Source organism: Streptomyces sp. Xyl84, from assembly GCF_059731885.1.
Window position 1 is genome coordinate 248660 of the sequence record NZ_AP029184.1, and the last position, 11395, is coordinate 260054.

Annotated in this window: 11 protein-coding genes and 3 pseudogenes; 10 read left to right on the forward strand and 4 right to left on the reverse strand. The window is 67.8% G+C overall.

The genetic code is table 11. The annotated features are described in order from the left end of the window. Positions 1-230: 230 nt before the first annotated feature. Positions 231-392 (reverse strand): annotated as a pseudogene (locus tag AC6I72_RS39240) (transposase); the annotation flags it as partial. Between the two features lie 81 nt (positions 393-473). Between AC6I72_RS39240 and AC6I72_RS39245 the strand changes: the two are divergent. The 9 genes and pseudogenes from AC6I72_RS39245 (at position 474) to AC6I72_RS39285 (ending at position 7351) form a co-directional block, all read left to right on the forward strand. Further along, complete coding sequence (locus AC6I72_RS39245) at positions 474-725, forward strand: hypothetical protein (protein WP_498006853.1); 252 nt, start codon at positions 474-476, stop codon at positions 723-725. Beyond that, positions 722-1117: a PIN domain-containing protein gene (locus AC6I72_RS39250; RefSeq protein ID WP_498006855.1), complete on the forward strand. Its 396-nt coding sequence runs from the start codon at positions 722-724 to the stop codon at positions 1115-1117. The genes AC6I72_RS39245 and AC6I72_RS39250 overlap by 4 nt, the downstream gene beginning before the upstream one ends. Before the next feature lie 314 nt (positions 1118-1431). Then, complete coding sequence (locus AC6I72_RS39255; protein ID WP_498006857.1) at positions 1432-1851, forward strand: hypothetical protein; 420 nt, start codon at positions 1432-1434, stop codon at positions 1849-1851. Positions 1852-2000: 149 nt separating this feature from the next. Beyond that, positions 2001-3377, forward strand: coding sequence for an IS1380 family transposase (locus AC6I72_RS39260; protein ID WP_498006859.1), 1377 nt, complete (start codon positions 2001-2003; stop codon positions 3375-3377). Between the two features lie 197 nt (positions 3378-3574). Then, a complete protein-coding gene (locus tag AC6I72_RS39265; protein ID WP_498006860.1) occupies positions 3575-3850 on the forward strand; it encodes a hypothetical protein in 276 nt (91 codons plus the stop codon). A 40-nt stretch (positions 3851-3890) separates the two neighbouring features. Further along, a pseudogene (locus AC6I72_RS39270) lies at positions 3891-4170 on the forward strand (transcriptional regulator); the annotation flags it as partial. A gap of 279 nt (positions 4171-4449) precedes the next feature. Continuing rightward, positions 4450-4701 (forward strand): hypothetical protein, encoded by a 252-nt coding sequence (locus AC6I72_RS39275; RefSeq protein WP_498006885.1) that lies wholly within the window; start codon positions 4450-4452, stop codon positions 4699-4701. A gap of 82 nt (positions 4702-4783) precedes the next feature. After that, positions 4784-5877 (forward strand): annotated as a pseudogene (locus AC6I72_RS39280) (integrase core domain-containing protein). A gap of 1108 nt (positions 5878-6985) precedes the next feature. Beyond that, positions 6986-7351, forward strand: a complete 366-nt coding sequence (locus tag AC6I72_RS39285; RefSeq protein ID WP_498006862.1) for a peptidase inhibitor family I36 protein — start codon at positions 6986-6988, stop codon at positions 7349-7351. On the opposite strand, the gene AC6I72_RS39290 is transcribed toward AC6I72_RS39285, so the two are convergent. Beyond that, positions 7320-8530 (reverse strand): IS3 family transposase gene (locus AC6I72_RS39290; protein ID WP_498005009.1). Its coding sequence is split into 2 segments (ribosomal slippage): positions 7320-8284 and positions 8284-8530, totalling 1212 coding nucleotides; the frame shifts between segments, so codons are not numbered across the junction. The two genes, AC6I72_RS39285 and AC6I72_RS39290, sit on opposite strands and share 32 nt — an antisense overlap. A 40-nt stretch (positions 8531-8570) precedes the next feature. On the opposite strand from AC6I72_RS39290, the gene AC6I72_RS39295 reads away from it, so the two are divergent. Then, positions 8571-8783, forward strand: a complete 213-nt coding sequence (locus tag AC6I72_RS39295) for a DUF6924 domain-containing protein (RefSeq protein WP_498006863.1) — start codon at positions 8571-8573, stop codon at positions 8781-8783. 55 nt (positions 8784-8838) lie between these two features. Here the strand turns inward: AC6I72_RS39295 and AC6I72_RS39300 are convergent, their stop codons facing one another. Then, entirely contained in the window at positions 8839-9306 is a 468-nt protein-coding gene (locus AC6I72_RS39300) for a hypothetical protein (protein ID WP_498006864.1), read from the reverse strand. Positions 9307-9316: 10 nt separating this feature from the next. Continuing rightward, positions 9317-11395, reverse strand: a 2079-nt coding sequence (locus tag AC6I72_RS39305; protein WP_498006865.1) for a Hint domain-containing protein, incomplete at its 5' end; no start/stop codon positions are given.

Genomic DNA, 11395 nt, shown 5'->3' on the forward strand with positions numbered 1-11395 from the left:
GCTAGTACTCCAGCCGGACTTCTGTACTTCTGCTGGTCAGCGGCTTGGCGGTGGGGAGTGCAGCGGGGGTCGGGCATACGAGGGACGGTTTTGGGCAGGTCATCCACCAACGTGTGTCCGCGCCGCATGCAGTGACAGCGCGACGAGCGGTCCGTTCTCGTGATCCACGACGTACCAACGAATGCCTGGGACCTCACCCTCCACGGAATAACGTGATCAAACCGGACGAACGTGGTTCTCCCCGGGGCCCTGCCGGTGGGGTGGAGGGACATGATCGCCAGGTAGAGGCCCTTCGGCGCGGCCTGCTCATTCGGGAAGTGGCCGCGGGCGTTGACCGCCTGCCGGATGCGTGCGTTCACCGATTCGATCGCGTTCGTCGTGCAGACGATGCGGCCGGGTGACCTCTGTGGCCGATTCCGGCCGGCGGCGCTACTCACCTTCCCGATCGGTATACCTGATGTATTCTGGCCTCCATGGCACACACGACGATCAAGGTCGAGGACACCGTCCGGGACAGACTCGCCGCCCTCGCCGCCGAGAAGGGCACCAGCATCGCGCAGCTGGTCAGCGACTTCGCCGCGCACACCCTGACGGCGAGCGAGCGCGCCGAGCGCACTGCCCGTACCCTGGCGGTGCTGCGGGAGATGTCGGGCTACACCCCGACCCCCGAGCAGGACTCGGCGGCAGACGCCGAACTGGCCCGCCGACTCGGCGACACGGCATGATCCCTACCCCCGACCGGGCGGTGGACGTGGTACTGGACGAGAGCGCCCTCCTGGCCCTGGGGGCGGGCAATGTTCTGGTCTCGCGGATCTTGCACCAGTCCGCTGCCACGGATTCCTGGCGCGTCCACGTCGCTCTGGCCGCGCTCGCGGACGCCGACCGGGCCCGTGCAGGAGTGGCCGGCCACGTTGCCATGCTTGATCAGATCGCTTTCCACCCCCTGGACCTGGCTGCCGTCCTCGCGGCATCCGGACAGTCCCGCTCCCTGGGCTGGTCCCATACCAGGCATGTGGCACAGCCGGACCCGGAGCGTCCCGAGGGTGCCCGGGTGGTCACCGCCACACCCAAGGACTGGGATGGGGCAGGCGTCCGGATCCTCGACGTCTCCCCCTGAACGAACCACCTCGCCCTGTAGCCCTCTCCCGACCCTCGCTCGTCGCGGGGGTGTGTCGGACGCTCTTGTCCAGGCGCTGGGGGTGTTGTCGGAGGGGCTGGAGACGACCGAACGCACCCGCGGGCACACCGGGCGGTGGCGCTGCTGCGGGAGGCCGGCCATGACAGGTGGGCGGCGCGGGTGGAGCGGGAGATCCTAGGGGCGCACCGGGGGCATTGGACGTTCCAGATCATCGCGTCGTACGACGCCACCTGCTACGGGCCGTTCAAGACCGGCGTTTCGGAACTCGGTCGTTTAACTGGGTGCGAGATTGTGTGCGTGATGCCAAGCTGACCCACAAGCGCACCGGCCTCAAGGACCTGTTCTACGCCCTGGTCAAGGCCCGTACCCCCAACCCCGCAGCGCTGCCCGACTCGGCACGGGCCCGCGCGGCCAAACAGCACCAGGACCTGGCCCGCGTGCGCGCTGAACGCGACGACCTGCGCGGACAGGCACAGCTCCTGGCCCGGATCGTCCATGTCTTGGAGATCGAGAACAGCCAGCTCAAAGAGACCAACGCGGCCCTGGCACAGCAGATGGCCGCACAAACCGGCGTACCGGACGTCACTCGATGGCGCCGGTCCTGTGACCTCCGGGCCATTGGGGGGCGGGGGGCTCGCCCCACGTGGAGTTCTGCAGCGGAAGGCACCGCTCTTGATGGGGACGAAAAGGTCAATTCCGATCAGGGTGGGTGACGTGCAGCAGGACGTGGCGCACGTTAGCCTCGCGCTTTCATGAAGCGGGCCGTCCGGCAGGCGGTCAGGAAAGCAGAAAGTGCCTCTGACCAGCAAGAATGAGGATTGTCGAGGTCCTTGTTCCTGCCATCGCCGGAGGCACTTCCCAGGTGAAGCACTCTATCGGGTCCTATCCCCGTGTCCGCGTCCAGGACGACGGCCGCCAGGTCGTCTCCCAGGCCGGGTCGGTCCTGCTGGTCGAAACGGTCCGCAAGAGCGGTCTTGACCAGGTCGTATCGGCATCTCTGGCGCCGTGGCGCAAGCCGCGGGCCGTCCACGATCCCGGCAAGGTCCTCCTGGATGTCGCCCTGGCGGTCGCACTGGGCGGGGACTGCCTCGCGGACGTCGCGATGCTGCGGGCCGTGCCGGCCGTCTTCGGTCCGGTCGCCTCCGGCCCGACCGTCTCCCGCCTGATCGACGCCCTCGCCGCCTCCGGCGAGAAAGCTCTGCAGGCGATCCGGTCCGCACGCTCCGAAGTCCGTGACCGTGTCTGGTCGTTGGCCGGTGAGAATGCCCCGGACGCCGACGGTCAGATCACCGTCGACCTCGACGGTGTCCTCGTGATCGCGCACTCCGACAAACAGGACGCGGCCGCGACCTGGAAGAAGACCTACGGCCACCATCCGCTGACGGCCTTCGTCGACCACGGCCCGGGCGGAACCGGTGAGCCCGTCGCGGCCCTCCTCAGACCGGGAAACGCGGGCTCCAACACGGCCGCCGACCACATCACCACCACCCAGCTCGCCCTGGCCCAGCTGCCGAAGAAGTACCGGCAAGGGCGGCAGACGCTGATCCGCACGGACTCCGCCGGCGGCACCCACGACTTCGTGTCCTGGCTCGTGAAGCGAGGACGCTGGCTGTCCTACTCGGTCGGCATGGTGATCACCGAGACCATTCACCAGCACCTCCTGAGGATCCCGACCTCGGCTTGGACACCGGCCGTCGAGGCTGATGGCACGGTCCGTGACGGGGCCTGGGTCGCCGAGCTCACCGGCAGCCTGCTGGACGGCTGGCCGAAGGGAATGCGGCTGATCGTCCGCAAGGAACGGCCCCACCCGGGTGCTCAGTTGAGGATCACGGACGCGGACGGCATGCGGATCACGTGCTTCGCGACCAATACCCCTGACCGGCCGATCGCCGAGCTCGAGCTCCGCCACCGGCTGCGGGCCCGCGCCGAGGACCGGATCCGGGCCGCCCGCGCGACTGGACTGCGCAACCTGCCCCTGCACCACACCGCGCAGAACAAGGTCTGGCTGGAGATCGTCCAGATCGCGCTTGACCTGCTGGCCTGGCTGCCCATGCTCGCTCTGACCGGCCAGGCCCGTCTCTGGGAACCCCGCCGTCTGCGGTTCCGCCTGTTCTCCGCAGCCGCCCAGCTCGTCACCACCGGCCGACGCCGCATCCTCCGCCTCGCCCGCCACTGGCCCTGGACCGGCGAGATATCCGCCGCCCTTGAACGACTTGCGCTCCTGCCGAACCCCGGCTGACCAGCGGATTCGCCTGTCCCTACAAGAAGAGGAACCAGCCCGGAGCAGTGGGACCCGGCGTCCATCCGAGGCGACACTCGGGCCCTCGGAATGCCCGCCATCAGCCACCGAAAGCGAAACGATCCACCGACTCCGTCAGCGGACCGTCATGCAAGATCGAGGTTAAGGGTGCGCTCACGGCGCCCGACGAGCAGCTGATGCAGCACGTCGGAAGGCTTCGCGGCGAGTTGCGTGTGGCGTTCGATCCTTTGATGCGGGGCATTCGCCTCGCGATCCTGGAGGGGCCCACGCAGGTGGCTGAGGCCGCAGAGGCGCTCGGCAAGTCGGTGATCACAGCCAACAGGGCACTGCACCCTTTGGAGGAATCAGGTGAGGGTGCACAGGCCGTGTACGAGTCAGCAGAGGCCGAGTTCCACCGTCGGCTAGACAAGTTCACTCTCTCGGCTCGCGAGGCGCTGTCGAGCATCCAGTAGCTTCGTCAAGCCGCGGCGCTCTTTGTACGGAGCCCGCGGCATCAAGGGCCACGAGGCCGTCGCCCGCCGCCTGGACCAGCTCGCCGGATTCATCAGGTCTGACCGTCACCGACCGCACCCTCAAAGTCTGGCTCGACGGCCGACGCGCCCCCTCCCGCAAGAACCCGGACCGCATCGAGCGGGTCTATCGGACTGTGCGGCGGGAGAACGTCGCCCGCTACCTCCTGGCCCGCCTCAACCGGGGCGGCCGCGGTACCCGCGTGGAGGTCCAGCCGCTCAACCAGTCCCAGGTCGACCGGCCCCGCCAGCGCGTCGTGGAGCGCGACGAGCCGGGCCCCGCGGACCCCGTCCGAGCGCCCCTCAGTGTCCAGGAGCTGCGCGGTCTGGAGTTGCGTGTCGGGGATGTCCACACACCACCTGGTACCGCGCGCAGACCCCCCGGTCGATCGCCTCGGACAGCGGCAGCGTGTAGCAGCGAGTGCCGAACGGTCCGTCCCAGCACGCGGGTCGAAGGATACGCCACTGCTCGCCTCCAGCCATACGGCTATCGTTCTGCATGCACGGACGCCGTGTCCGGTTATAGAGGGAGGGGAGCAGGCATGAAATGGCTGCAGAAGTGGGGCCGCAAGCGCATGACCGAGGGCGCGATCGCGGCACGAGAACGGGGTGACTCCACGTACGTGTTTCGTCTGGCGTCCTCCGCTCAGCAGATACAGAGCCGGTACATCGAGGCCATCGAATCCGAGGGATGGAAGTTCGTCAGTGCTGACGAGGACCAGGCGAATCCGCGTCAGCGTTGGGTGCTCACGTTCAGTCGTAAGGAACAAGCAGAGGAACTCGCCCAAAGGTAACGCATAAGCTTACAGACGGACCTGTGGAGTGCCAGAAGTAACGCATAGCCATTGAACAGGTATTTTGCAGTCCCGGTCGATCATGGCAGGCTCGGGCTGCAGGGCGTTGCGCGTGCTGTACCTGGTCTTCCTGAAGCTTCTCGGGCTGCTCCTGCTGTTGTCGCGATCGGAGGAGGCCAAGAACGTCGAGCTGCTTGCGCTGCGCCACGAGGTCGCGGTGCTGCGCCGCCAGCTCGGCGCCCGGCCGCGCCTCGCCTGGCCGGACCGCGCCGTGCTCGCAGCTCTCGTCCGACACCTACCAGGCAGGCTGCGCCGGCACCGTCGGTCACCCCCGGCACCCTCCTGGCCTGGCATCGACGTCTGCTGCGCTGGAAGTGGAAGCAGAAACCCGCGCGCACCGGCCGACCGCCGATCCCTGAGGAGCTCACCGCCCTGATCCTGCGCCTGGCCCACGAGAACCCCACGTGGGGCTCGACCCGCGTCCAGGGCGAGCTGCGGCGCCTCGGCCGCCGAGTAGGCGCCTCAACCATCCGGCGTACCCTTCGCAGCGCCGGCCTCGGTCCCGCACCCCGACGTGGCTCCGGCGTGGGACCCACGTGGCGCGAGTTCCTCCGCGTCCAAGCCTCTGGGCTCCTGGCTGCGGACTTCTTTCACGTCGACACCGTGACCTTGAGGCGGCTGTACGTGTTCGCGGTCATGGAGGTCGGCATGCGTGCCGTGTACATCCTCGGCGTCACGGTTCACCCCACCGCGGCCTGGGCCACCCAGCTCGCGAGAAACCTCATGGCCGATCTCGGCGACCGGGCCTCCGGCTTCCGCTACCTGCTGCGCGACCGCGACAGCCGCTACACCCAGGCCTTCGACGCCGTCTTCACCGCCGACGGCATCGAGATCTTGAAGAGTGCGCCGCAGACGGCTCGGATGAACGCCCACGCGGAGAGGATCACACGCACCGTACGAGCCGAATGCACTGACCGGCTGCTGATCTACAACGAGCAGCACCTGCGGCATGTGCTCGCCGAGTACGCCCGCCCACACCACTGCGGACGGCCGCACCGCGCGCTGCAACTTCGCGCCCCTGCCGACGATCCCGACGTCATCCCGTTCCCCGCGCAGCGGATCCAGCGCCACGACATCCTCGGCGGGCTCATCCACGAGTACCGCAATGTGGCCTGACGAAGGTCACGATAGCTGACGAACACGCAAGTCAGCACATGTGCGGGGCTTTGGAACCCGGCAGGGGTCTGGACCGGGGCGCGCCGTCACAGCCATACCAGCCGCGCCCCATCTCCGCCCCCTCGTCCGTCTCGCGGTCCTGGCCCCCGCCCTCCGGCTGGCCGCGGATGCCGCCGCACGCGCCTGCTGCGCGCTGCGCGGCGCCGGCGCGCCGACACTGTGACCACGGCGCGGGGAGGCCTCCGTCGCAGCCGACGGGCACCTGAGCGCCCAGACCGGGCACCTGCTGAGACTCTGACCCCCAACGCCACGACGAAGGGGCGGCCCCGGCCACCTCGCGGCGCCCCCGGGCCGCCCCTTCGGCATGTCCGCCCCCACCCGAATCCGCCCAGGGCAGGGCGTATTGAGATATGGCCTGACACACTGTTGGTTTTGTGCCGTTCTTGCCGGACGGGCAGGGTCCGGCGCGCGAGAGGGGAGCTGTTCCATGCCGGAATCGCCGCGCGCCCGGGCTGAGGCCGCCAGGTACCGCCGGGATGCGGCCGGGGAAGTGGACGCACGGCTCGGCGGGCACGGCGCGCTGACGTCCGTGCGGTGGTACCCGGCGCGGGTCGGCGACCGCCTGGTGGTCACCTGTGAGGCCACCGACCGTGACTGCCGTGGGCCGACACGTACGAGGTGCTGGACGGCGCCGGCGGCCGGGTGCTGCGCATGGTCGGCCGTACCGCCCCGGACGCCTCGTTGGCCGGAGGGTTCGCTGGCGCCCGCCCGGCCTGTACGCCGGCGACCCGTTCGCCGCGCCCTGGGCGGAGGCCGGTCCGGACCGTCTCGCTGTCCTGTGTGGCGGTCGACTCGTTCATCAGGGCCGTCACGCCCTGGCCTGTCCGGATTCCGCGGGGGCCAGGTGCTGGCGCCAGCTGGCAGGGAGCGTCATTCCAATCGCGCGATATTCGAAGCTGGGGTCGCGCCCGGTCGCCGGCTGGCGGGCGGCGCGGCCACAAAGCCGGTGATCACCGCCGAATCGCTTGATCAACTGACCGTGGACTGCGATATCTTTCTGGCGCGGCACGTCGAGACTTTTCTCCGTGCCGCGTGAGGGAGGGAATCCATGCGCAACACTCTGCTTCGGCGCGCGGCCGCGTTGGCCATGACGTGGGGGATCACATCGCTGGGGCTGCTCGGGGCCGGTGCGGCGTCCGCGGAGGCGGCGACCAGCGACTGCCCCCAGGGCTACTTCTGCGGCTGGGCAAACGACGACGGCACGGGCTCGATGTTCAAGACGAGGACGAGCGTGCCCACGCTGGGGAGCTGGGACAACAAGATCCGGATGCGGTACAACCGCACGGGCTTGAACGTCTGCATGTACGACCAGCAGAACTACGGGCTCGCGGGCGGGTACTCATGGGATACTGAGGTTGATCCTCGGGAGTGGACACCGGGTTTCATGCGACGCGTGACAGCGTACGTGACGTGATCAGTTGCTGTTCGAACTCGGCTGGTGTGAGGTAGCCGAGCGCGGAGTGCCGACGGCGTCGGTTGTAGTACGACAGCCAGCGGAACAACTCCAGCCGAGTCTGTGCCTTCGAGGTCCAGCGGCGGCCATGGAGCAATTCGCGCTTGAGGCCCTGGAAGAACGACTCGGCGAGGGCATTGTCATAGCTTGAGCCGACCCGGCCCATGCTGCGGCAGATGCCGTGCCGGCCGCAGACCTCGGCGAAGGCGGCCGCGCTGTATTGGGCGCCCCTGTCGGTGTGGAAAACGACGCCGTGGACCCGGCCGCCGCGGGTGGCCACAGCCATTTCGATCGCGTCGGTGACCAGGGAGGTGCGCATGTGGTCGGCGATCGACCAGCCCACCACCTTTCTCGAGCAGATGTCGATCACCGTGGCGAGGTAGAGCCACGTCGTACCGACGGCTATGTACGTGATGTCGCCGCACCACCTGGTGTTCAGCGTGTCCGCGGTGAAGTCGCGCATCACCAGGTCGGGCGCGGGTGGCGCGGTCCTGTCCGCGATCGTCGTCCGCTTCTTCTTGCGTAGGTGTCGGCCGACGATGTGGTTGATCCGCATCAGCCGGGTGACGCGCTTGCGGTTGATCCTGCGTCCTCTCGCACGCAGTTCAGCATGGACGCGCGGGGCGCCGTAGGCACCCTGGTGTTCGGCGTGGATGGCGCGGATCTCGCTCACGGTCCGCTTCTCCTCGGCCTGGCGTTCGGTGCGGGCCTGCTCAGTGGCCAGGTGCTGGTAGTAGCCAGCGCGGGACGCTCCAAGCACCCGGCAGATCCGCTTGACGCCGAAGTCGGCGCGGTTGTCGGAGATGAAGTCCCAGCGGCGGGGTCTCACTTCACCTCCCGGGCGAAATAGGCCGCTGCCCGGCGCAGGATCTCGCGCTCCAGCTGCCACTCCTTCTCCGCCTTCAGTAGCCGGGCGTTCTCCGCTCGCAACCGGGCCAGCTCCTCGGCCGCGCTCACGCTGCCGTCGCGGCCCTCGGGCACGGCCTGGGCGTCGTCCTTGCGCACCCACGTCCGAAGCGACTCCGCTGTGATGCCGAGATCCGCGGCCACCGCCGCGTACGTCCGCTTGCCGGCCGCGGCGCGGTAGAGCGCGACAGCGTCCTTCCTGAACTCCTCCGGATACGGAGACTTGCGTCCCACCCGGGCATCCCTCCCTGGATCATCAAGATCCATTGTCAGGGTGTCCACTCCAAAGGATCAGCCTCACCTGGTATCGGCGGAGTTTTCGCTGCTGGCCGTGAGCAACCTGCCCGACGAGGAAGACGACCCGTTCAGGATCACCCTCGCCGCGGCAGGCTCCTTCGTCGCCAACATGGAGCTGGGCAATACGAGCTTCGGCGACTGGGCCCGCGGCGTCGGCGCCGACGGCGTCTACCGAGGGCAGCACTACTGAAGATCGACACGAGGGATCGGGGCTCAAGCCCCGATCCCTCTGGCAACAGCCGGTTTTAGGCAGTGGGCGGTTGCCCCACGGTCTGCCTCAGCCATGTGTTGTGGCGGAGTTCCGGGTGTGCGGTGGTGATCAATCGCACCGCTTCGCCCTTTGCTCTTTCGGTCAGCTCCTGCAACTCTGACCAGGTCAGCTGCGCGACTGATCCCGGCGGCCATGTTGTCGTCAGGGTGACACTCTGTTCTTTCCGAACGAACGAGTACAGGTGCTGGGTCAAGCTGGCTTCGACCGAGACGCTGTTTTGGTGCATGAGTTCCCGGGTGGCGTAGTCCAGCATCAGTGCCAAGTCGACCACGGGCTCGCCCAGTAGGCGCACGCTGAGGTCTACACCATGGATGATGAGTTGCATGTCTGCCTTGAAGTATGCGAGGCAGAAGTCCGAACTGTTCAGGTCCGGGCGATCCGGGAGCCAGTCGGGGGACCACGAGTCGTCGTCTGCACGCGGCTCGAAGGCGAAAACGATCATCTGTTCCTCGCTACCAGACGTTTGCGGGCATGGCGGTCTTGAGGTTGCCGAACTCGTCGACGGCCAGGCGGATTCCGTTTTGCCCGAGCGCGCCGGTTGTGATGTCGTCCCAGGCGTAGTCGATGAAGTTGCCGCCTCGAGGGTCGCTCTTGGGCCTGGCTACCTCTTTACCGTACTGGGCCGCTTCCCGAATGAGTTGTTCCAGCTTGGTGCCGTCGATTCCCTCGGCGAACACGTTGCGCATGTCGCCCTTCAGGTGGTAGGCGCCGCCCCACAGGTGCTCATCGCGGATGTGTTTGAGCACACCGGTGGTGATCGTGCGGCAGCTGATGTTGTGCACCAGCAGGGGGGCGTTGCCGGCCATCACGAAGTAGGTGTGGAGGCCGGCGATTGTGAGGTCGTAGGTGACCTGTGGCTTGGTGTACGAGGTGGTGCCCAGAACCGTGACGGTTCCGTGGTACGCGGTTTGCAGGCGGTCTCCGGCTCGGAGCTGTCCTGCGTCCGTCCATGATCTTGTCGTCAGGTCATAGAACGGGTGGTTGGATGTGCCGGTGAGGGTGTGCCGGCCACTGGTGGTGGCGACGGTCAGGTCGGTGAACTGGGTGTCTGTCGTCGTGCGATGCGTCCGCTCGACGCTGTGCCGTTCGGCAGTGGTGCTGCCCGGCTGAGCGTTGAGGACCAGGTCTCCGGTGGTCACGTCTTCGATGTTGCGGAGAGTGCCGTCGGCCATCTTGACCTTGGTGCCCGCCACGAAGCTGTGCTTCATGCAGAACGTGACGCCTTTGGCGAGGCGGGCGTCGATAATGAGCCGCAGGGCTTTGAGGGTCTTACGGGCGGCGGTGGTGGCCTCGAAGAACTTCCAGATCCCGGAACTGACGCGTATGACGGCCTTGGCGAACTGGGGGGCCTTGGCGAACACTGTGGCCAGGCTCAGCGCATTGAAGGCGGTCCACAGGCAGCTCTCGATGTCGGGGTCCGAGAAGCACTTCTTGGCATCATTCACACCGATCAGGTCGAGGAGGATCTGACCGCCGTTGGCTTTGACCCAGTCGATGACGTCCTGGTCGGCGTCCTGCATGGCCTGGCGGTACTGGTCCACGCAGGCCTGTCCGCACTCTGCGAGCAAGATGGCTTCATCGTCCGTGGTCAGCACGTATTCGGCAGTAGAGCCGCCGGACGACACAACCTCCTCGCGTTCTTCCTTGGCGCGCTGCCGTTCTTCGGCTTCCGCGCTGTCGGCTGCCTGGTCCGCTTGAGTGGCGTAGTCCTGGGCGTGGGCTGCGGCCTGCTCCGCACTGGTGGCGTTCTGCTCTGCTGTCGTGGCTGTCTGGGCGGCAGCCGCTGCGTCGTTCTCGGCGGAGGTGGCCGCAGAGTTGGCGCTCGTGGCGTCTTGCTCGGCGTCGGTGGCGTCCCGGTCGGCCTGGGCTGCGGCTGAGTCCGCGTCGTTTGCTGCGAAACTGGCGTAGACGGCGTCGACGCCGGCCTGCTCGTCGTACTTCTGTGCGCTGGCGTCGGCCTTCTTGGCGGCAGCCGCGTCTGCGGACGCTGCTGCCGCGGAGGCGCGGGCTGCGTCTGCGGACTTCTGTGCCTGCGCTGCGTAGGCGGCGGCGTCGGCTGCGGCCTGCAGGGCGATTTTGGCGTCGCCGGCGGCCTTGTCGGCCAGCGTTTTGGCCTGGGCGGCCGCCTTGTCGGCCTCGTCCGACTTGGCCTTGGCCGCGGCGGCCTGCTGTTCGGCGAGAGTTTTGGAGATCTGGCCGATCAGAACGGCGAAGGCTGCCGAGGAGTCCGTCTCGCGGTAGGGGGAGCCGAGGCTGATCGCCTCATCGGCCGCCTTCGTGACCGCGATCGCGGCATCCCGGGACGCTCCGGCGTACTGGGCTGTCGCGTAGGCGTAGCCGGCTGTCTTTGCGGACCAGGCCGCGGTTTTCGCGGCCTCGGCCACAGCTGCGGTGGCTTCCTTGCGGGCGTTGGCTGCTGCTTCCTGGGCTTTCTTGGCCTCAGCCTGGGCCGCCTTGGCATTCTGCTGTGCAGCTGCGGCCGCGTCGATCGCCTTCGCGGCTGCAGCGTGTGCTTTGGCCGCTGCCGCGTT

Excerpts from the sequence above, each read along its gene's own strand:
- AC6I72_RS39250 (WP_498006855.1), top strand. The coding sequence starts at position 722 with ATGATCCCTACCCCCGACCGGGCGGTGGACGTGGTACTGGACGAGAGC.
- AC6I72_RS39265 (WP_498006860.1), top strand. The coding sequence starts at position 3,575 with ATGCAGCACGTCGGAAGGCTTCGCGGCGAGTTGCGTGTGGCGTTCGAT.
- AC6I72_RS39285 (WP_498006862.1), top strand. The coding sequence starts at position 6,986 with ATGCGCAACACTCTGCTTCGGCGCGCGGCCGCGTTGGCCATGACGTGG.
- AC6I72_RS39275 (WP_498006885.1), top strand. The coding sequence starts at position 4,450 with ATGAAATGGCTGCAGAAGTGGGGCCGCAAGCGCATGACCGAGGGCGCG.
- AC6I72_RS39300 (WP_498006864.1), bottom strand. The coding sequence starts at position 9,306 with ATGATCGTTTTCGCCTTCGAGCCGCGTGCAGACGACGACTCGTGGTCC.
- AC6I72_RS39245 (WP_498006853.1), top strand. The coding sequence starts at position 474 with ATGGCACACACGACGATCAAGGTCGAGGACACCGTCCGGGACAGACTC.